Annotated in this window: 22 protein-coding genes and 1 pseudogene; 11 read left to right on the forward strand and 12 right to left on the reverse strand. The window is 60.3% G+C overall.

Features of this window, described 5'->3' with window-relative positions; translation table 11 throughout:
* The first annotated feature begins 13 nt into the window (after nucleotides 1–13).
* Together M2401_RS11625 and M2401_RS11630 are read left to right on the forward strand one after the other, a co-directional pair.
* A complete protein-coding gene (locus tag M2401_RS11625) occupies nucleotides 14–700 on the forward strand; it encodes a type 1 glutamine amidotransferase (RefSeq protein WP_259102842.1) in 687 nt (228 codons plus the stop codon).
* Between the two features lie 61 nt (nucleotides 701–761).
* Entirely contained in the window at nucleotides 762–1151 is a 390-nt protein-coding gene (locus M2401_RS11630) for an ester cyclase (protein ID WP_259102843.1), read from the forward strand.
* Nucleotides 1152–1311: 160 nt separating this feature from the next.
* On the opposite strand, the gene M2401_RS11635 is transcribed toward M2401_RS11630, so the two are convergent.
* Nucleotides 1312–2055 (reverse strand): siderophore-interacting protein, encoded by a 744-nt coding sequence (locus M2401_RS11635; RefSeq protein WP_259102845.1) that lies wholly within the window; start codon nucleotides 2053–2055, stop codon nucleotides 1312–1314.
* A gap of 109 nt (nucleotides 2056–2164) precedes the next feature.
* Entirely contained in the window at nucleotides 2165–3016 is an 852-nt protein-coding gene (locus tag M2401_RS11640; protein WP_409033913.1) for an AraC family transcriptional regulator, read from the reverse strand.
* Nucleotides 3017–3138: 122 nt separating this feature from the next.
* On the opposite strand from M2401_RS11640, the gene M2401_RS11645 reads away from it, so the two are divergent.
* Complete coding sequence (locus tag M2401_RS11645; protein ID WP_259102848.1) at nucleotides 3139–3489, forward strand: putative quinol monooxygenase; 351 nt, start codon at nucleotides 3139–3141, stop codon at nucleotides 3487–3489.
* An 82-nt stretch (nucleotides 3490–3571) separates the two neighbouring features.
* Here M2401_RS11645 and M2401_RS11650 read toward each other — a convergent pair whose 3' ends face one another.
* Nucleotides 3572–4327: an SDR family NAD(P)-dependent oxidoreductase gene (locus tag M2401_RS11650; RefSeq protein ID WP_259102849.1), complete on the reverse strand. Its 756-nt coding sequence runs from the start codon at nucleotides 4325–4327 to the stop codon at nucleotides 3572–3574.
* 133 nt (nucleotides 4328–4460) lie between these two features.
* Between M2401_RS11650 and M2401_RS11655 the strand changes: the two genes are divergently transcribed.
* The gene (locus M2401_RS11655) at nucleotides 4461–5342 is read left to right on the forward strand and encodes an AraC family transcriptional regulator (protein ID WP_259102850.1); all 882 of its coding nucleotides are present in this window, start codon (nucleotides 4461–4463) and stop codon (nucleotides 5340–5342) included.
* Between the two features lie 8 nt (nucleotides 5343–5350).
* Here M2401_RS11655 and M2401_RS11660 read toward each other — a convergent pair whose 3' ends face one another.
* Both M2401_RS11660 and M2401_RS11665 read right to left on the reverse strand, forming a co-directional pair.
* Nucleotides 5351–5716, reverse strand: coding sequence for a hypothetical protein (locus tag M2401_RS11660; RefSeq protein ID WP_259102852.1), 366 nt, complete (start codon nucleotides 5714–5716; stop codon nucleotides 5351–5353).
* A gap of 298 nt (nucleotides 5717–6014) precedes the next feature.
* Nucleotides 6015–6641 (reverse strand): substrate binding domain-containing protein, encoded by a 627-nt coding sequence (locus M2401_RS11665; RefSeq protein ID WP_259102853.1) that lies wholly within the window; start codon nucleotides 6639–6641, stop codon nucleotides 6015–6017.
* Between the two features lie 6 nt (nucleotides 6642–6647).
* On the opposite strand from M2401_RS11665, the gene M2401_RS11670 reads away from it, so the two are divergent.
* Nucleotides 6648–7310: an NmrA family NAD(P)-binding protein gene (locus tag M2401_RS11670; RefSeq protein ID WP_259102854.1), complete on the forward strand. Its 663-nt coding sequence runs from the start codon at nucleotides 6648–6650 to the stop codon at nucleotides 7308–7310.
* Between the two features lie 80 nt (nucleotides 7311–7390).
* On the opposite strand, the gene M2401_RS11675 is transcribed toward M2401_RS11670, so the two are convergent.
* Nucleotides 7391–8290, reverse strand: a complete 900-nt coding sequence (locus M2401_RS11675) for a LysR substrate-binding domain-containing protein (RefSeq protein WP_259102855.1) — start codon at nucleotides 8288–8290, stop codon at nucleotides 7391–7393.
* A 185-nt stretch (nucleotides 8291–8475) separates the two neighbouring features.
* Here M2401_RS11675 and M2401_RS11680 point away from each other — a divergent pair, with 185 nt between their 5' ends.
* From M2401_RS11680 to M2401_RS11690, 3 genes are all read left to right on the forward strand, one after another.
* A complete protein-coding gene (locus M2401_RS11680) occupies nucleotides 8476–8967 on the forward strand; it encodes an L-2-amino-thiazoline-4-carboxylic acid hydrolase (RefSeq protein WP_259102856.1) in 492 nt (163 codons plus the stop codon).
* Complete coding sequence (locus M2401_RS11685; protein ID WP_259102858.1) at nucleotides 8964–10199, forward strand: Zn-dependent hydrolase; 1236 nt, start codon at nucleotides 8964–8966, stop codon at nucleotides 10197–10199. The genes M2401_RS11680 and M2401_RS11685 overlap by 4 nt, the downstream gene beginning before the upstream one ends.
* A gap of 212 nt (nucleotides 10200–10411) precedes the next feature.
* Nucleotides 10412–11809 (forward strand): MFS transporter, encoded by a 1398-nt coding sequence (locus M2401_RS11690; RefSeq protein WP_259102859.1) that lies wholly within the window; start codon nucleotides 10412–10414, stop codon nucleotides 11807–11809.
* 70 nt (nucleotides 11810–11879) lie between these two features.
* On the opposite strand, the gene M2401_RS11695 is transcribed toward M2401_RS11690, so the two are convergent.
* The 5 genes from M2401_RS11695 to M2401_RS11715 all read right to left on the reverse strand — a co-directional run bounded on the left by M2401_RS11695 (nucleotide 11880) and on the right by M2401_RS11715 (nucleotide 17386).
* Complete coding sequence (locus M2401_RS11695; protein ID WP_259103287.1) at nucleotides 11880–12761, reverse strand: transporter substrate-binding domain-containing protein; 882 nt, start codon at nucleotides 12759–12761, stop codon at nucleotides 11880–11882.
* Nucleotides 12762–12772: 11 nt separating this feature from the next.
* Entirely contained in the window at nucleotides 12773–13549 is a 777-nt protein-coding gene (locus tag M2401_RS11700; protein WP_259102860.1) for an amino acid ABC transporter ATP-binding protein, read from the reverse strand.
* A complete protein-coding gene (locus M2401_RS11705; protein WP_259102861.1) occupies nucleotides 13546–14205 on the reverse strand; it encodes an amino acid ABC transporter permease in 660 nt (219 codons plus the stop codon). Before M2401_RS11705 ends, M2401_RS11700 begins: the two co-directional genes overlap by 4 nt.
* The gene (locus M2401_RS11710) at nucleotides 14186–14851 is read right to left on the reverse strand and encodes an amino acid ABC transporter permease (RefSeq protein WP_259102862.1); all 666 of its coding nucleotides are present in this window, start codon (nucleotides 14849–14851) and stop codon (nucleotides 14186–14188) included. Before M2401_RS11710 ends, M2401_RS11705 begins: the two co-directional genes overlap by 20 nt.
* Nucleotides 14852–14992: 141 nt before the next feature.
* The gene (locus M2401_RS11715) at nucleotides 14993–17386 is read right to left on the reverse strand and encodes a TonB-dependent siderophore receptor (protein WP_259102863.1); all 2394 of its coding nucleotides are present in this window, start codon (nucleotides 17384–17386) and stop codon (nucleotides 14993–14995) included.
* A gap of 296 nt (nucleotides 17387–17682) precedes the next feature.
* On the opposite strand from M2401_RS11715, the gene M2401_RS11720 reads away from it, so the two are divergent.
* The 3 genes and pseudogenes from M2401_RS11720 to M2401_RS34330 all read left to right on the forward strand — a co-directional run.
* The gene (locus M2401_RS11720; protein WP_259102864.1) at nucleotides 17683–17850 is read left to right on the forward strand and encodes a hypothetical protein; all 168 of its coding nucleotides are present in this window, start codon (nucleotides 17683–17685) and stop codon (nucleotides 17848–17850) included.
* Nucleotides 17847–18485, forward strand: coding sequence for a helix-turn-helix domain-containing protein (locus tag M2401_RS11725; RefSeq protein ID WP_259102865.1), 639 nt, complete (start codon nucleotides 17847–17849; stop codon nucleotides 18483–18485). Before M2401_RS11720 ends, M2401_RS11725 begins: the two co-directional genes overlap by 4 nt.
* Nucleotides 18486–18701: 216 nt before the next feature.
* Nucleotides 18702–19169 (forward strand): annotated as a pseudogene (locus M2401_RS34330) (hypothetical protein); the annotation flags it as partial.
* A gap of 296 nt (nucleotides 19170–19465) precedes the next feature.
* Here the strand turns inward: M2401_RS34330 and M2401_RS11735 are convergent.
* Nucleotides 19466–20347, reverse strand: a complete 882-nt coding sequence (locus tag M2401_RS11735) for an alpha/beta fold hydrolase (RefSeq protein ID WP_259102867.1) — start codon at nucleotides 20345–20347, stop codon at nucleotides 19466–19468.
* Nucleotides 20348–20362: the final 15 nt, after the last annotated feature.

Raw genomic sequence — 20362 nt, forward strand, 5'->3', positions numbered from 1 at the left:
TTTTGGAGTCACCATGCGCGTCCACGTCCTGCAACACGTACCTTTTGAAGGCTTGGGCAATATCCAGCCCTGGCTCGATGAACGAAATGCCCGGATCAGCTACAGCCGCTTTCATGAGTCCGCCGAGCTGCCTGAGCTGGCGTCCATTGACCTGTTGATCGCCCTGGGCGGGCCAATGAGCGTCAACGATGAAGCCGAATTGCCCTGGCTGGTCGCAGAAAAGCGTTTTATCGCACGGGCCATTGAGCAAGCCATACCGGTACTGGGCATTTGCCTCGGGGCGCAGTTGATCGCCTCGGCACACGGGGCGCAGGTCTATCCGGGGCCGGAGAAAGAAATTGGCTGGTTCCCGATCACTGCGCCCGCCCCGGCGCCGAACCGCTTCAATTTCCCGGCCAGCGTCGAGGTCCTGCATTGGCACGGCGAAACCTTTGACCTGCCTGAAGGCGCAGTACGCCTGGCCAGCAGCGCGGTGTGCCCGAACCAGGCGTTCCAGCTCGGCCCTCGGGCCATCGGCCTGCAATTCCATATGGAAATGACCCGCGCCAGTGTCGAGGCGATTCTGGAGCACTGTGCCGATGAACTGGTGGCCGGCCCTTACGTGCAGACCGAAGAAACCCTGCGCGCCACCGCCGACGAGCGCTATACCACGGTCGAACCCCTGATGCGCGACGTACTGACGTACCTGACCCGGCCTTGAGCTGAACCAAACCGGCGTCGCGGCGGCCCAAGCTGTTTGCCCTTGCACAGGAGACACCGCTATGGACAAGCAAGCACTGCGCGACGCCTATCAGGGTTATATCGATTGCCTTAACCGTCAGGACTGGCCGGCCCTCGGCCAGTTCGTCGGTGAGCAGGTGCATTACAACGGCAAACTGATCGGCCTCGACGGTTACCGGCACATGCTCGAAGGCGATTTCCAAGCCATTCCCGATCTGCGCTTCGTCATCACCCAACTGATTGCCGACCCACCCCATATCGCGGCGCGGCTGAGTTTTGACTGCACGCCGGTGGGCGGGCTGTTTGGTTTGCCGGTGGATGGGCGGCGGGTACAGTTTGGCGAGAATGTGTTCTATGAGTTCAGCGAGGGCAGGATTTGTGCGGTGTGGTCGGTGATTGACAAGGCGGCGATTGAGCAACAACTGGCTTGAATAAAATGACACAAACCTTTGAATTTAAATGACTTATGCAGGATCTTCCGAAGGCTGCGATTGGGTTTATCTGACACACCGATTTCGCAGCCTTCGCAGCTCCTATAGGATCATTACAAAATATAAAAAACGTTTAAATACAATTTGTTATATAAATACTTTAATTCAAACTCTCATCCTTGTGATCTGCCTCCCCACGCTTCCAGTAGCCACTGGCATGCACGCTGCCTTTATCAATCTCGCGCTCGCGCAGCAGCCTGCGAATAGCGATCACCTGGGCCGATTCCGCCGCCACCCAGATAGCCGTCGCCGGATCGGGCCTATGGACCGCTTCGGCAGCCGCTTGCAGCAGCAACGAAAGCCCGCTGTCCGCGCCCTGACGATGCAGCCAGCGCAGCGATATCTGAGCAGAACTTTTCATTACCTGTTCAGCAGTTACATCACAAACCTCAACAAATACCTGCGCAGTTATGTCATCAGGTAACGCCTCAAGAATGGCGCCGATGGCGGGCAACGCCGTTTCATCGCCGAACAGCAGGTAATGACGCACAGTCGGGTCGATGATGAAGCCGCTGCGCGGATGCGCCTCGCTGATTTCCAGACGATCTCCCTCCTGTGCCCGCGCGGCCCAGGCCGACAGTGGGCCGTTATCGCCATGCAGGACAAAATCAATGGCCAGTGCGCCGGTTCGCGGATCGAAGTGGCGCACGGTGTAGGCCCGGCCGCCGCTTAGGCTGCCGTCCGTAGCCGGGATAAAGACCTTGAGCCATTGCGCCGGAAGATTCGCGCGCAGGCTGGTCAGGCCACTGCCGTCCACGGTGATGCGTTGCATATGTGGAGTGACGGACAGCACGCTGCGTACGGTTACGTCATGCAATGGATAAGGCGGTCTTGGGGATGTCATGCGGGGATCTCTACAAAGAATAAATACGAATTACTTGTATTTGCAGAGGCAACCTTAACGACAGGCTTTGATGACCGGATAGCGAGGCCCGGCCATAAGATTATTCATTTCAGACAATATACTCGGACAGGGTAATGGTCGGCACGTTTAGCTTGGGCTCCGAATGACCCGAGCGTTCCGCCAGGTAACGGGCCGGTGGCTTACCCACCGCCTTGCGGAACATGGTGACAAAACCGCTGGCGTTCTCATAACCCAGCTCCAGGGCCACGGTCTGCACGCTGTCGCCCCTGGTCAGGCGTTGCAGGGAGAGGATCACATGCAACTGGCGGCGCCAGCGGCCAAAGCTCAGGCCGATTTCCTGCAACAACAGGCGGCTCATATTGCGCTCGCTCATGCCGATACGACTGGCCCAGTCGGCCATGCTGGTCTTGTCACTGGGTTCAGCCAGCAGTTGCTCGGCCAGGCGCCGCAGGCGCGGGTCCCGAGGCATGGGCAGATGCAAGTCTTCCACGGGGGCCACTACCAGTTCATCGAGCAGCGTCGCGATCAACCGCTCTTCCCGGCCGCCCGACGGGTAGAGCTCAGGAAATTCCGCCGCCTTGAGCAACAGCTCCCGCAGCAGCGGCGATACGGCCAGGGTGCAGCAGCTTTGCGGCAGGTCCGCAGCGGCGCCGGGCTCGACGAACAGGCAATAACACTCGGTCCGCCCGGCCCCCCGGGATGAATGTGCCAAGCCGCCGGGAATCCAGACTGCACACTGCGGCGGCACAATCCAGACGCCTTCTTCGGTCTCGCAATTGAGCACGCCACGCACCGAATAGAGCAGTTGCGCCTTGCGGTGCTGATGCCGAGCGTATTCCCAGTCCCGGGACACCATGGACGCGCTGAGGGCTGAAACGGCACGGGGAATGCTGTCGACATCGCGGGAGTCGGACAGCTCGAGGGAAGTTGGCACTGACAAGATCGTGCACTCGTTATTTGGCTGAATTGCGAAATAGTGTGGCCAGATTGTGCAATGACGTCTAGCCGGGGGGGCGACTATCCTGGCATTGCTAATCGAAATCACTCGCAGCAGGTTATGCCATGCCAATCACTGCCATCAATACCGTCGCCATCCACGGAACTCAGGGACAATCCGCCCCCCTGCTCGCTCGCCTGGAAAAGCTGCTGGTCGCGCTGCAACACAACTCCGGATGCGCCACCTATGGCTTGACTCGAAGCCATGGGGATGACAACACCTGGATCATGACCGGCTACTGGTACTCAGCCGCGAGCCTGGCCGAGCATCTGGCCATGCCATGCCTGGGGGAGTTGTTCGAACTTACGGCGGAGCGGCTGGCGACCGGCCTGCGGTTTGCGACTTACCAGGTTGCGGATACCGCACACCTGTCAGGTGAGAGTAAATCCGGTGGGAGCGAATTCATTCGCGAATAGGCCAATGAAGATCTATTGGATGTACTGCCTTCTTCGCGAATGAATTCGCTCCCACCTAGGTGTTAGGTTGCCCCCAGCACCATCAAATCCCCTGCCCACCCGACACTTCGATCCGCTGGGCATTGACCCAACGGTTATCCGCCGACAGCAGGCTGGCAATCATCGGCCCGATATCGTCCGGCACACCGGCGCGGCCGAGGGCGGTCATGTCGGCGAAGATTTTGTTGACGTCAGGGTTGTCGCGTACGGCGCCGCCACCAAAATCGGTTTCGATGGCGCCCGGTGCCACGGTATTGACCGTAATCGCGCGACTGCCCAGCTCCTTGGCCATGTAGATCGAGAGGATTTCCACCGCGCCCTTGACCGCCGCATAGGCGCCATAGCCCGGAAAGGACACGCGGGTCAGGCCGGAGGACAGGTTGATGATGCGCCCGCCGTCGGCAATCAACGGCAGCAGCGCCTGGGTCAGAAACAGCACGCCCTTGAAGTGCACGTCGACCAGGCGATCGAACTGCGCTTCAGTGGTATCGACTATCAAGGCGTAGTCACCGTGACCGGCGTTATTGATCAAATGATCGAAAGTGTCGCGCTGCCAGGTGTCGCGCAATGCCTTGCCCAGGCGCTCGGCGAACTGGCCAAAATCGCTGACCTTGCCTGTATCAAGCTGCAAGGCCATAGCATTACGACCAAGGGCCTTGATCTCGGCGACTACCGCTTCGGCTTCGTCGCTGCGGCTCTGCCAGGTAACGATTACGTCGCCGCCATGGCGGGCGATGCTCAATGCGGTGTTGCGGCCAAGGCCACGGCTGGCGCCGGTTACGAGGGAAATAGTGCTCATGGGGAATCTCCTGTTTGGGTGCAATCCACGTTACCCGAGCGCCACTTCTGAGCCTTTGCCGAAACCGCGACGTTGTTTGCCTAATCCTCCAAACCCCGTAGGCGGGTCCGCCGGGGTCCATTAGGATTGATCCATGACTGACTCCCTGCTCAACAGCGTACGCCGCTACGTCGACGCCTTCGCCGACTCCACCGGCCTGGCCCGCACGCCTATCCCCGGCCTGACCACCATTTGCTCGACGACGCCGAGCGGCCTGGTGCATGCCATTTCCCGGCCGCTGGTGTGCCTGGTCCTGCAGGGCGGCAAGCAGGTTGCCATGGGCGATCAGTCGTTTCATTTTGCTGCCGGGGATTCGCTGATCATTACCGCCGATGTGCCGACGGTCAGCCAGATCACCGAGGCCAGTGTCGAGCGGCCTTATCTGTCCCTGGTGCTGGACCTGGACCCTCATGTGATTGCCGACCTGACCGTGGAAATGAACGCGCTGCCCGATATCGGCGGCGTGGCCGTGCGCTCGGAGCCCACCGACAGCGAAGTGGCCGATGCGGCGCTGCGCCTGATGCGCCTGGTCGAACGGCCGAAGTCAGTGCCGCTGCTGCACGCACAATTGGTGCGCGAGCTGCACTACTGGCTGTTGGAAGGCCGCCATGGCGCGGCGATTCGCCAGTTGGGCTGGCGCGAAGGCCAGGTGCAGCGAGTGGCCAAGGCCATTGCCGTGCTGCGGGCCGAGTTCAACCAGCCATTGCCGGTCAATCGCCTGGCGTCGCTGGCGGGCATGAGCCTGTCTTCGTTCCATCAGCACTTTCGCGCCGTGACCTCGCTGTCACCGCTGCAATTTCAAAAACAGCTGCGCCTGATCGAAGCGCGGCGCCTGTTGCTGTCGCAAAGCACCTCGGCCAGCGCGGCGGCTTTCGCCGTAGGTTACGAGAGCGTGTCCCAGTTCAACCGGGAATACAGCCGCATGTTCGGTCTGCCGCCGGTCAAGGATGCCCTTGCCGTACGGCAGAACGCTTAGGGCAAAATTTACAGCGGGCAGGACGCCATTACCTGACCCTCGCTGTCCTCGGTCAACACCTGCGCCGTCCAGCCTTTGGCAAATACCAGGTCGTAACGCTCGACCAAAGACTCAATGAGCAGACAGCGTTCCCTGGCCTCATCCGGCGTGCCGTCAACCACGGCATAAACCATGCGTTCTTCAACTGAATACTCAGGCGGATGTGCCAGGTCGCCTTCACTTTCCAGTATCTGCGTCAATAACACAGCATTCTGCTCCGACTTATCTGCGCCGGCCTCACCGTCACCGCCAGCCCCAACATCCGCGGCGCCCGCGTACTGCGCGCTCATCAGCGCCAGAAAACCAGTCATCACCACTGCACAGGTACGTTTCACAGCCCGACTCCTTATTGGGGGTGGCGGATACTAAATCATGATCATGACTCCAATCATTCTTTTGATCGATATCCACTGTCGAAAAATTGAATTTCTCGAAAGGGTGGCCGGTCGACAACTATGTAGGCAATAAATCTGATGAGGTAAACAGTCATGACTATCCACGCAGATACACTTGCACAACTGACCGAAGCACTCCAGGAACGTGGTCTTTATTTGATGGCAGACGTGCACTTCACCCGTGCGCCGTACCGTCATAACCATCGCTGGGTATGCGCAGTAGAGTAAGGCCCCGGACTTACCTGGCCAGGCCCTGGATAAACTCCAGGAAGCGCCGTGTCTTAGCCGGTGGATGAATCCGCGATGGATACAGCGCATATAACGTGAAGCGCTCATCTGGCCAGTCTGGAAACAGATCCACTACTTGCCGTTGCGTTAACAGCGCCTCAGAACCAAAGGCCATGATCTGGGCGATGCCGTAGCCGCTGACGCACAGCTCATGCATGGTGCGCACATCGTTAAGGGTTATCTGGCCTTTGACCGGCACTTGCACCACGCGGTCGCCGCAGTGAAACTCCCAGTCGAAGGGCCGCCCGGTCTCCGGGTTACGAAACTGAATGCAGGCGTGTTGCAACAAGTCCTGAGGCGTTTGTGGCAGAGCGTGTTTCTGGAGATAAGCCGGTGACGCCACTGTCAGAATCCGTGTGTCGAATAACGGCCGGGCAATCAGGCTGGAGTTGCGCGGTTCACCGAAACGCACGGCCAGGTCAAAGCCATCGGCAACCATATCGCCAAGGCGATCGCGGCTGATCAGCTCAAGCTCAAGTTCCGGGTGTTCGGTCATGAAAGCACCCAACTGCGGCCCCAGCAACAGGCTGGAAAACAGCGGGTCGACATTAACCCGTAAGCGCCCGCGTACCGCCATCGCTCCTTGAGAGTCTTCGTCCTGCTGCCACCGGTTTTCGATCCGTCGCCGGACATGGCCGAAGCCCGCGCCACTATCGAAGCCCTGTATCAAGCCCTGCACGCCAGCCGACCGCAACGGGTGGTGTGCCTGTCGACCATAGGCGCCCAGGCCAGCCAGCCCAACCTGCTAAGTGCCCTGGGCCTGATGGAACAGCGCCTGGCTGAACTGCCGATGCCGGTGACCTTCCTGCGCGCAGCCTGGTTCATGGAAAACTTTCTCTGGGATGTCGCCAACGCCCGGGATGCCGGGGTGCTCTATAGCTATCTGCAACCGCTGGATCGCCCTGTGCCCATGATTGCCACGGCGGATATCGGCGCACTCGCCGCCGACTTGCTGCAAGAGACGGTGACGGCCAACCGCGTCGTCGAACTGGAAGGCCCCGAACATTGCAGCCCCAACCACGCCGCCTTCGCCTTCAGCCGCCTGCTTGGCCATACCGTTCAGGCCCAGGCCGTACCCCGGGCAACCTGGGAAGGCGCGTCCCTGGCCCAGGGCATGAAGAACCCGCTGCCACGGATGCAGATGCTCGATGGCTTCAATGAGGGCTGGATCTGCTTCGAAGGGCAGCCGCTGAAGGGCACGACGTCGTTGGAGACGGTGTTGCAGGAACTACTTACACGCGCTTGAAGCCATCCCGAGCACAGATTCACGCGACCGCTCCTACGGTATGGCGCGGTCCTACAGTATGTGGGTACGCAGGCATCTCCTCACCCAGCCAGCAACCCTCCCTTGAGCCAGCCATACAGACTCGCCCCCTCCCGCGACAACTCGCCATCCGCGCGCCGACACAGGTAATAGGCGCGGCCGTCATCCAGTTCATGCTCGAACAACCGAACCAGTTCCCCGCGTTTTTGCAGGCCAGTGATCAAGGGTTCGCGCATCAGCACGCAACCCAATCCATTCAGGGCCGCCGTTAAGGCAAGCTGGCCATCCTCGAACAGCAACCCCTGAAGTGCCCCCGGATGGTTGACCCCAAGGCTCTGCAGCCAATGGTTCCAGGTGCCGCGTTCCTCATCGTGGAGCAATGGCAGGCCCATCAGACTATGCGGCGAATCGATGGGGCCGTGGCGCTGAAGGAATTCGCGGCTGCACCACGCCGTGACCGCCCCTGAAATCAACAGCTCGCTGTGATACCCCGGCCAATGCCCGGTGCCAAAACGGATGGAAATATCCGCCGCATCGCTGGGGTAGCTGCGGTGGTTGGCGTAGGTGACGTTGACATCCACCCCCGGGTTCTCGCCCAGGAACTCACCCAGGCGCGGAATAAACAGGTTAATGCCGAACATGGGGATCAGGCTGATGGTGACCTGGCGCGTTGCGGTCTTTTCCCGAACATGCTCGGTGGCGCTGCGCAGGACGGCAAAGGCTGAGCGAATGGCCCGGTAATACTCGCGGCCGTCCTCGGTAAGGATCAGATTGCGCCCCTGGCGCGTGGTCAGGGCCTGGCCGAGAAACTCTTCCAGCAAGCGCAATTGATGGCTGATGGCCGAGGCTGAGATACCCAGCTCCCTGGCGGCCGCGTTAACACCACCATGGCGAGCGAAAGACTCAAAGGTGCGAACCGCGCGCAGTGGCGGATCGCTGTCAAACTGTTCTGTTTTATTCATGTATTGAGCTTAACCGCTGACCAAAAACTTGAAAAGTAGCCATTTAGCTCATTTATCGCGGAGATCCCCATCGACTTGTTGATATCCACTGGCAATTATTGATAAATACAGAACAAACAAGCGGCAGTCCTCAGTCATACCGACGGCAAGCCCTGCACATAACCGTGAATGAGAGGAATATCGAGATGAGCGCAGTCGAAGGCGAACTGGGCATCCTGGCCCGGCGGCGGATCGAAGCCGAGATTATCAAGCCGATCTACGAAATACTGGTGCGCGACTATGGCAAGGATAAGGCCCAGGCGGTGATCGGCGAGGCGGTCGCCGGAGCGGCGGTCAAGGCCGGCGAGTATTTCGCCGCCCGCGAGCCCAATGGCCCGGACCTGGCCGGCTTTGTTGCCCTGCAGGAGCTATGGGAAAAGGACGACGCCCTGAAAGTCGAGGTCATCGCCAGTGACGCCACCCACTTCGACTACGACGTGCACCGCTGCCGCTACGCGGAGATGTACCGTGAGATGGGCCTGGGCGAGATCGGTCATCTGCTGTCGTGCAACCGCGACGAGCTGTTTATTGTCGGTTACGACCCGCGCGTGCAACTGACCCGTACCCAGACCCTGATGGAAGGCGCCAGCCACTGCAACTTCCGCTATCAGGTCAAGGATGAGGCGTCGAAGCCATGACCCGCCCTGCCCGCGTCAACTCGGCCCGCCTGTGGGACTCGCTGATGGAAATGGCCCGGATCGGCGCCACGACCAAGGGCGGCGTGTCGCGCCTGGCCCTGAGCGAAGAAGACCGCCAGGGGCGCAATCTGTTCGTACGCTGGGCGCGCGAAGCCGGTTGCAGCATCCGCATCGACGCCATGGGCAATATCTTTGCCCGCCGCCCCGGTCGCGATAACAGCCTGGCGCCGGTGATGACCGGCTCCCATGGCGACTCGCAGCCCATGGGTGGCAAGTTCGACGGGATCTATGGGGTGCTGGCCGGTATCGAGGTGCTGCGCACCCTCAATGACCTGGATATCCAGACCGAACGCCCTGTCGAAGTGGTCAACTGGACCAACGAAGAAGGCTCGCGCTTTGCCCCGGCGATGATCGCTTCGGGCGTCTACACCGGGGTGTTTGACCTGGAATACGGCCTTTCGCGCACCGATGCCGAAGGCATTACGTTGGGCCAGGCATTGCAAGACATTGGCTACGCCGGGGACCAGGCCATGGGCGGCCAGCCGATCCATGCTGCCTTCGAGTTGCATATCGAACAGGGGCCGATCCTTGAAGCCGAAGACATCACCATTGGTGTGGTGACCGGCGCCCAAGGCCAGCGCTGGTACGAGATCGAACTGTTCGGCCGCAGCGCCCACGCCGGTACTACGCCGATGAAACATCGCCTCGACGCCCTGCTCGGTTTGTCCCGGGTGGTCGAAGCGGTCAATGAGCTGGGCCTGGCCCAGGGCGAGGAAGGCCGCGCCACAGTGGGTTGGGTCAATGTATTCCCCAATTCACGCAATGTGGTGCCGGGCCGGGTGCTGTTCAGCGTCGAATTCCGCCACCCTGATGAAGCCGTGCTGGAAACCCTTGATGGCCAACTGTGCAACGCCGTCAGCGAAATTGCCGAGGCCATCGGCCTGCAACACAGCCTCAAGCAGATCTTCCAATACGCGCCCATCGGTTTCGACCCGGACTGCATTGCCCAGGTAGAACAGGCCGCCATCACCCTTGGCTACAGCCACAAGCCGATGATCTCCGGCGCCGGTCACGATGCCTGCTACCTGAGCAAAGTGGCGCCCACCTCAATGATCTTCGTGCCCTGTGTCGAGGGGTTGAGCCATAACGAGGCCGAGCATATTCACCCGCACTGGGCTGAGGCTGGGGCGAATGTGTTGTTGTTGGCGATGTTGGCCAAGGCGAGCGTCTAAGCGGACAGCAGAATCCGTTGGAGCCGGGCTTGCCCGCGAATAGGCCATAACACCCGATACATGTTTATCGTTGGTAATACCTTATTCGCGGGCAAGCCTCGCTCCAACGGCTCGTCACCAAAACGAATATTAACTTATGCGTTTTATATCTTTTTCATCGCCAGACCCCTTCCCTAGACTCTTCGGCAATCAAGGACGTGCCGGAGCAGTACATGAGTGTTTTACCCAAGCAAACCCGTAAATGGTGGGCCCTGGCCGGGGTCAGTGTCGGCAGTTTTCTTGGCTGTGTGGACTTCACTATCGTCAACACAGCGCTGCCTGCGCTACAGGCGCAACTGAATGTATCCCTGGCCACCCTGCAGTGGGTGATCAATGGTTTCCTGCTGGCGATGTCGAGTTTTATGGTCCTGGCCGGGCGCCTGGCCGATCTGTTCGGGCGCAAACGCGTGCTCAACCTGGGCCTGGTGGTCTTTGGCCTGGCCTCCCTGATTGCGGGGCTGGCGCAAGGCATCGAGTGGCTGGTAGTGGCCAGGGTCGCCCAGGGACTGGCCTGTGCAGTGCTCTATACGGCGTCGGGCGCCATTGTCGGCCAGACGTTTTCGGCCCAGGAACAGGGCAAGGCCTTTGGCGTACTGTTCGGCGTCAACGGCATCGGCCTCGCGGTCGGCCCGGTGCTGGGCGGGCTGCTGACCCAGGCGTTTGGCTGGCCCTGGATCTTTTTGTTGAACGTCCCCTTGGTGCTGCTCAGCCTGATCCTGATTGCCGTGAACGTGGACGAATCCCGCTCTGACGAGCCGCAATCCCGACTGGATTGGCCGGGCGTGGCGCTGTTGCTGATCGGCCTGCCCAGTCTGGTACTGGTGATCGTCCAGGGCAGCCGTTGGGGTTGGGGCTCCTCGCTGAGCCTCGGCGTCCTGGCGTTGGCGATCATCGCCCTGGGGGTGTTCGCCTGGCAGGAACTGCGTACGCCCTCGCCTATCATCGATCTGCAGTTGTTCGTCAATCGACGCTTCACTGCCGCCGTACTGGCCAGCTTCAGCCTCGCGGTGTTCTATTGCATCGCTTTCTTTGTCATGCCGCTGTATCTGTCCCAGGTACGCGGCGCCGATAGTCAGACCAGTGGCCTGTTACTGCTGCCCACTACCCTGGGCGTCGCGTTGCTGTCGCCCTGGGTCGGCCGACTGGTGGACCGCAAGGGCGCGGCCTTGTTGATTCAGGCGGGATTGCTGCTATTTGCCGTGTCGGCCCTGCTCCAAATCGGTTTTGCCGCAGACACCTCATGGCTGTATGTGCTGAGCGCATTCGCGGTGATGGGCCTGGGCTGGGCCTGCCTGCTGGGGCCGTCGACAGTACTGGGGGTGAGTTCAGTGCCGCAACGCTTCGGCTCGGTGGCCGTGGGTTCCCTCATGACCCTGCATAACGTCGGGGGCGGACTTGGCCTGGCACTTGGGGCGGGTGTGCTGCGCTATCACGTGCAGCTTATGGACGGTTATCGGGCGGTGATGATTGGTCTGTTGGTGGCTATGTTACTGGCCTGGGTTGGCCAGCGTTGGTTGCTATCTGGTGGTAACAGTGGATCCGTTGGAGCGAGGCTTGCCCGCGAAGAATGATGACGCGGTGTGCCTGACACACCGCGCCAGCTGATTCGCGGGCAAGCCCGGCTCCAACGGGCTGGATTCTTCAGCCCTTCCAGTTGCCACCTTCGACGATCACATCTTCAGGCTTGGTGTCATCGCTCAGGGACTTGCGCACATACTGGTCATACAGCTTGAGCAGGTATTTGTCCTGACCCAGCTTGGCCAGTTCAGCGTTGACCCAGTCACGCAGTTCGATATTGCCCTTCTTCACCGCCGGGGCAATCGGTGCTTCGCCGCCGAGCTTTTCCGGCAGAACGCGGTAGCCGGGGTTTTGCTTGGACCAACTGAACAGCACCAGGTTGTCCTGGGCATAAGCGTCGCCACGACCATTGGCCAGGGCTTGCAGAGACTCGGAGTTTTTCTCGAACTTGAGGAGTTTCCAGTCCGGGTGTGTCTTGGTCAGCCACACGTCCGCCGTGGTGCCGGTGGTGACGATGATGGTCTTGTCGGCCAGGTCATCGAGCTTCTTCACCGCACTGGCGTCGGGCACCAAAGCCTGGACCGCCACTTTCAGGTTCGGGTTGGTGAACTCCACCGCCTCCTTGCGCTCCGGGGTAACGGTCATGTTGGCGAGGATGATGTCGACCTTGTCGCTCTGCAGGAACGGAATACGGCTGGCCGGCTCCACGGCGACGAACTCGACTTTGCTTTCATCGCCCAGCAGGTCCTTGGCAAATTGCCGACCGATATCGGTGTCGAAGCCAACGTACTTGCCCTTCTCATCGACAAAGCCGAATGGCGGCTTGTCGGTAAACACGCCGACCACCAGCTTGCCGCGAGCCTTGATCTTGTCCAGGTAGCTGGCAGCAGGCGCGGCGGCGCTGGCAGTGGCTGCGGGTTTGGCGGGTTGCTCGCCCTGGCCGCAACCGGCCAGCAGGCCGACTCCCAGCAGCGGTATCAGTAACAGCGATTTAGCGGTTTTCAACGAGGCAGTGTTCATAAGGTTTCCTTGTTTACGGTCTTTTTAGGCATGGTTTCTACATAAGAGAACTTCTCCAGAAACTGCTGCGCCCGTGCGCTCGCCGGATGGTTGAAGAAAGACTCGGGATGGCTTTGCTCAAGGATGCTGCCGGCATCCATGAACACGATGCGGTCGGCCACCGCCTTGGCGAAGGCCATTTCGTGGGTGACGATCAACATGGTCATGCCGCCCTGGGCCAGGTCGAGGATCACTTCCAGCACTTCCTTGACCATTTCCGGATCAAGGGCGGCGGTGACTTCGTCGAACAACATGACCTTGGGGTTCATGCACAGCGAGCGGACGATGGCGATGCGTTGCTGCTGGCCGCCGGAGAGCTGGCGCGGAAAGGCATCGCGCTTGTCCGCCAGACCGACCCTGGCCAGCAACTGCTCGGCCTGGGCCAGGGCTTCGGCCCGCGCGCGACGCTGCACTTTCAGCGGGCCGAGGAGAATATTGTCGAGCACGGTCATATGGGGAAACAGGTGGTAGCTCTGGAACACCATGCCGATGTCCTGGCGCACCTGGCGCCAGTCGGTCTTGCTGTCTAGCAGTTCGCGCCCGGCAAAGCGCAGATGGCCGCCATGGGCCTGCTCCAGGCCATTTAGGCAGCGCAGCAAGGTGCTCTTGCCGCAGCCGCTGGGGCCCAGCACCACGATCACTTCCCCAGGCTGAACACTGAGATCAACTGCCTTGAGCACCTGGTTGCTGCCGAAAAACTTGTCCAACCCCTGGAATTCGATCAACGCGCTCATGCCTGGCTCCAGCGCCGTTCAAGCACGCGGGACGCGGCCGACAGCGGATAACAGATAAAAAAGAAGAACAGAAACAGCGCGCCGTAGATCAATACCGACTCGTAGGTGCGCTCGATAATCTGCTGGCCGACCTTGATCACATCCACCACGCCGATCAGCACCGCCAGAGAACTGGTCTTGATGATCCGCGTGTAAATATTGATGGTCGGCGGGGTCATGCGCTTGAGGGCCTGGGGCAGCAGGACATAGCCGAACAGCTGCGGTTCGGACAGGCCGATGGACAGCCCGGCCTCACGTTGCCCACGGGGCAAGGACAGCAAGGCGCCGCGCACCACTTCCCCCACTTCGCTGGCGCCCCACAGCGACAGCACCAGTACCGCGCACCAGAAGCTGGGAATGCTGAGGGCGAAGAAAATCGGCAGGCCGAAGAACATCAGGTACAGCCAGACCAACACGGGAATGGCCCTGAACAGCTCCAAGTAGACCCGCAGCAACAGGTTTAGCCAGCCAATGCCCAGGGTACGCAGCGAGCCATACAACACGCCGCCCAGGGTGCTGAAAACGATGCTCAGCAGAGAAATCGACAGGGTCTGTGCAGCGCCGTCAGCCAGCATCGGCAACGACACCCACAGCAGATCAAGACCCGAACTGGCCATGTTGCAGCCTCCTTTCCAGACGGCTGAGCAACAGCGACAGCGGCAAGAACAACAGCACACAGATCAGCGTCAACACCGTGAGCATTTCGTAGGTCTTGTAGTACAGGGCGATATAACTCTTGGTGGTGTAGAGAATCTCCGGCACCGCCACGGCAGACACCACGGTGGTCTCCTTGAGCAGGAAAATGAAATTGGCGAACAACGCCGGCAGGCTTAGGATCCCGGCCTGGGGCAGGATCACATGGCGCAGCAACTGCCAGTCCGACAGGCCGATGGAGCGCCCGGACTCCAACTGCGCCGCAGGCACCGCCTCGACCCCAGCGCGCAGCACTTCTGTGAGGTAAGCGCCGCCGAGGAAGGTCATGGTGATGATCGCCGCAGCAAAACCCGAGACTTTCACTCCCAAAGTCGGCAAGGCGAAGTAGATGAAAAATAGCTGGATCAGCAGCGGCGTATTGCGTGCCAGTTCCACATACAGGCCAACCAGGCGATGCAGCACCGGGGTGCGGAACATGACGATGGCGGTGTTGATCAGCGCCACCAGCAGCGAGGTACAGATGGCGATCAGGCCGACTTGCAGGGTGACACCTATTGCTTTAATAAAGGCTGGCAAGGTACTGATGATAAAGGGGTAATCAAGGGTCATTGGATACGATTTCTTTTCAATGATGGGCGCCGTTGGAGCGAGGCTTGCCCGCGAAGAGGTCGTCATATCCGACACCCCTTCCGGGCATGAACAATTGCTTCGCGGGCAAGCCTCGCTCCAACGGATCGGGCCTGCCGGGAACTACCAGTTGTACGTCACCCGCCCGTAATAAAACGCCCCGCTATACCCGTACGGCGAAAAGGTGCTGTAGGCCAGGTTGCCGCCGCTCGACGCATAGGCATTGAGTTTCTCCGGATACTTGTCGGTGACGTTGTCGCCGCCTACGGTGAACACCCAGTTCTTCAGCTTGTAGTCCAGAGCCAGGTCCAGCAGCCAGGCGGCGCTGAAGGTCTGGTCGTTGATCTTGTCGGCCTGGTAACTGGTGAATTCGCCATAGCGCACCAGATTCGAATGCAGGGCCCAGCCGCCGTATTCAAAGTCGTTGGCCAGGCTCAGTTTGTGCTGCGGGGTGGTGTCGCCCAGCAGGCCGATGCGCTCGCGACGGTCGACCCGCAGCAGGTTGACGCCCAACTGATCGAGGATGGCCGGGTTGGCCTTCACGTCGGTGACTTTGGTGTGGTTGTAGTTGTAGCCGACCGTGCTGTTCCAGCGGATACCGTTATCCAGTTGGTAGCGGTAATTGGCCACCAGGTCGATGCCGTCGGTGCTGGTGTCGGTGGCGTTGGTGAAGTAGCGCGCCGTGGTGTAGTTGATATTGCCCACGCCATTGGCTTGCAGGTAGCTCACTGCGGCGGGGTTCAGCGCAAGGTTGGACGACAGTGAGATGCGGTCCTTGATATCGATGCGGTAGACATCGGCGGTCACCGTCAGATTATCCAGCGGTTCCAGTACCAGGCCGACGCTGTAGTTGTGCGACTTTTCCGCTTTCAGGTCATCGGCACCCAGCAACTGGGCCACCTTGCTATTGGCCGGGAAAGTCCCCGCCTCCTGAATGGTGTTGCCGATCAACTGCGACGAGGTATAGGTGAAGTTCTGCTGGGCCAGGGACGGCGCACGGAAGCCCGTAGAGACGCTGCCACGCAAGGCCACCTGCGGGGTGAAGTCATAACGCGCGGAGAACGAGCCGCTGACATTGGAGCCGAAGTCGCTGTAGTCCTCGTGACGTACCGCAGCGGATACCCCGAGCTTCTCGGTCAGATTGGTCTCGACGTCCAGGTACTGGGCGAAGTTGTGTCGCGAACTGCTGCCGGCATCGTCAGCGCGGAAACCGCCAAGGCCCGAGCTGCCGCTCTGATAGTAGGACTCCGGCTGCCCGGCCTGGATCTGATAGCCCTGGCGCAGATACTCGGCACCAAAGGCCACCGAGACTGGATACGGCAATACGCCAGTGTCGAACTCCCGGGACAGGTCCAGGCTCAGTTGCTTTTGATCGTTGACCAGGGTGCCGTTATCAAAGGAATGCGGCGTGGCCAGCCCCAGAGAGGTATTGATGGTCTTTGTGCCCAGCTCGTAGGAGTTGCGCCCGTAGTTGGCCGACAGATCGTAATGCCAACTGTCCGCCAGCTCGCCGCGCAGGCCGACCACCAGGGAAGTGTCTTCCAGCACACCATCGATCAACGGCAGGTAGCCATTGGGGAAGATCGTCGGATTGTTGTTCGAGGCATTGCTGGCCCGGTAGAAGGCCGCCGTCTCGCCCCGGCGCTTGCTGTAGCCGCCAAAGCCGTACAGCTCGGCGCCATCGTTGAAGCTGTAGGCCGAGTTGAACTGCACCTTGCCTTCATGGGTTTCTGGCTCGCCCTGGCGGAATACGTGCTGGCCATAGGTGGTGGAGCCGATGCTGGCCGTGCGGTAATCATCGCCTGCACGGTCGGTGTAGTCGTTGTTGGCGCCCTCCCCGGCAATGTCGAAGAAACCGTTGGAGCCAATGGCAAAGCCGCTATTGCCGGCGACCTGGCGCTGAATGCCGTCGCCTTTCTTGTACTCGCCGAACTGGGTCGAGATCGAGCCGCCATGGTCGGCGTGCTTGAGGATGATATTGATCACCCCGGCAATGGCATCGGAGCCGTAGCGGGCCGACGCGCCGTCGCGCAGCACTTCGATATGGTCGATGGACGACAACGGGATGGCATTCAGGTCCGCCGGCGCCGAACCGCGCCCCACGGCGCCACCGAGGTTGACGAAGGCCGAGGTGTGGCGGCGCTTGCCGTTGACCAGCACCAGCACCTGATCGGGCGACAGGCCACGCAGCTGCGCGGGCCGGGTCAGTTCGGCGCCGTCGACCAGGCTGGGCCGGGGAAAGTTGATCGATGGAATCAGCCGCGCCAATACCGTGCCCAGCTCATTGGAGCCGGAACTGCGCAGGCTGTCGCCGCTGATCACATCGATGGGTGACAGCGAGCCACTGGCGGTGCGTTCCTGCACCCGGGTGCCGGTGACGATCACCGTATCCAGGCTGGAAGTAGTCGGCGCCTCAGCGCTGTCGTCGCTGGTCGTGGCTGCGATGGCCAGGCCGCTGCTCAGCAGCTGGGCCGAGATGATCGCCGTAGCCAGACGATGTCGTGTGAAGCTCCTCATTCCCGCGTTCCTTTCTCTCTATACGGACCCAGGTCGACTGGTGCGGCAGTCAACGAACGATCCGTATGGCGAACGGTGGCGGTCATCCTTGTTTCATGAATAAGTCGGTGGCCCGATGCCATATACGATAACGAGATATGTAAAATTATTTAAATATCTATATGGAATAAGCAAAGTCATAAGCAGAAAACGCTTTCTAAGCTCGAAATGGAATTACCAAATGCCAACTCAGTATTTCTGGGTCTAACGCGAACGCGCTACCTTGGCTCCATTCACAACGCCATCGAGAGCGCATCATGCAAGCGACCGCCCATATCATCGACCTCACCCGCTATCGCCAACGCCGTCAGGCGCGCCGCAATGCCGAGCTGATGTGGGAAATGTACGCCGCTCGCGCCGGGCTGGCCGAGTGGACCGTGGCCCAGGTCAACAAGGCGCTTGAGTTACGCCAGGTCAAGCCATGACCCTGCTGCGTAGCGCTATCGTGCTCGATGAAACCGCGCCTCCCTCCAACGAACAGAGCCTCACCGATGACGACCTGATTGGTGATCGCGTCTCACAGAACCTGCAACGCCTGCGCAGCAAGCGCTACCTGTCCCTGGACGCCCTGGCCCGCCTGTGCGGCGTGAGCCGGGCGATGCTGGCGCAGATCGAGTCGGGGCGCAGCGTGCCGTCGATCAAGGTGCTGTGCAAGATCGCCAAAGGCTTGAAAGTGTCAGTGGCGGCGTTTCTCGATACCCGCACCTTTGAAGGCGTCGAGCTGCTGCCTGCGCAGCAGAGCAAACGCCTGGTCAGCGCCAACGGCGCCTTTGTCAGCCGCGCGCTGTTCCCCTTCGATCGCTCACGGCAGACCGAATTCTACGAAATCCGCCTCGGCGCCCTGGGTGAGGAAATTTCCGAAGGCCACGCTGCCGGGGTGCAGGAAAACCTGGTGGTGGCCCAAGGGGTACTGGAGATCAGCGTCAACGACGAACGCTACCTGCTGTCACCCGGCGACTCGATCCTGTTCTACGCAGACCAGCCCCACCGCTACCGCAACCCGGCGGACAGTGAAGCGATTGCTTACCTGGTGATTACCCATCCGGAGCAGTTGGATTGAGCCGGTATACACACTGTGGGAGCGAGGCTTGCCCGCGAAGAGGCCATTCCAGCCGATAAATTTCTTGATACAGGAAGAGCGCTTTCGCGGGCAAGCCCGGCTCCAACGGTCCAGGTTTCTCAAGTACACAAAAAAAGCCCCTGATCTCGCGATCAGGGGCTTTTTCGTTGAAGCCCGCAGGCCTGGTCAAGGCCTGGAACAGCCAGCTATCAGCAGGTGCAGCACATCATTGGCATGCCATTGCAGCTCATCATCATCGGCATGCTGCAGTCGTTCATCATTTTCATCATCAGCATGCAGCAGTTGTTCATCATGTCCATGGTCATGCCGGGCATTGGCATCATCTTGCACATCATGCAGTCGGCTTCAACCCTGCATTCCATGACGCATTTCATCATCGGCATCGGCATGCCCATCATCATCGGCATGTTGGTGGTGCCCATCATGTTCATCATGGCCATGCCGTCGGCGGTCATGCACATCATCGACATATTGGCGCAATGCATCATCATCGGCATGCCGCAGTTCATCATCATCGCCATCATATCGGCGTTGTTCTTGAACATGGCCATGTCCATGCCGGCCGCAGGCTTCATGGTGCACATCATGGCGTCGGCCATCATTTCGCATTCCATGGTCGCCATCATCATCGGCATGCCCATCATTGGCATCATCGGCATGGTCTGATTCATTGGCATCTGCATTGCATTCATCATGTTCGAAACTCCGTTATCGAATAGGCTGTGGTGTTGCTTGACGCCGATTCTAGGAGTTTGCGCAGGGGCTACAAGACGCTGGCATTGCGCCGTAAAAAGCCACCCGTAACGCAGTAAAGCTCAGGTTCACGACCTAAAAAGCTGTCATTGCATCTGAATAGGCGCAATCACATCCCTATCAGGGACAGGCACGTCGATATGACTGCGATGGATATCCCTTTGCGATCTATTGACCTTCGATTCATGCATAAACGATCTAACCGGTCAGGCATTTTCCGTAGCCCGACGCGCTGGAGCGGTGGTTTCCAGCAATTGGGTGATGGCGTTGAGTACCTGCTCGGGACGTTCCAGCATCAATTGATGGCCGCATTGCGCCAGAACCTGGAACTCGGCATTGGCCAGATGCCGGGCCAGCGCCTCGCCGCCACTGGCCGGAGTCAGGCCGTCCTGGTCGCCGGACACCACCGAGACCGGCAGTTGCAGGCTGTCCAGTTGCTCGCGGGTCGGCCAGAGCGCCTGGCGGCTCAGGGCCTTGAACACGTAGAGCGGGTTGTTCTCGGTGAGTTTTTCTTCGTAGTCGATCAGCGCCGGATCAGCCGCCGGGTGCCAGGCCCGCTCACGGAATCCCTTGGCCAGCCAGGGCCGCAGCAGGCGCAGGATCCACACCGGCAAGGACAGCACGCCGGGCTTCAATTGAGGCCGGTTCAGCACCGTGCCGAGCAGCACCAGCCCGTCGATGCCGGCGGCCTGTGCTTGCCGGGTCAATTGCACCAGGGCGCTGAGGGTCAGACCGGTGCCAAAGGAATGGGCGATCAGCAGGTTGTGTTCGCCGCGATAACGCCGCAGCACTTCCAGATAGTCCTCCACCAGTTCCTGCCAGGCATAGGCCGACTCGATATCGGGCTTTTCACTGGCACCATGGCCCAGCAGGTCCAGGGCGACCAGCGAGTAACCGGCGGCAGCCAGGGCCTGCCACTGAGCGCGCCACTGGTCCTTGTTGCCTCCGGCGCCATGGCAGAAGAACAGCACCGGAGCATCGGGGCGGCTGCCAGGCTGATAGGCCACATTGAGGCTGCGACCGGGGCGGATTTCAATCGCCTGGCCGACCACGACGGGGCCGAAGGCGGGGATTAGTGGGTCAGCCATGTGGTAGTTCCTTCC

The sequence above is a fragment of the Pseudomonas sp. JUb42 genome, from assembly GCF_024807945.1.
Classification (GTDB): domain Bacteria; phylum Pseudomonadota; class Gammaproteobacteria; order Pseudomonadales; family Pseudomonadaceae; genus Aquipseudomonas.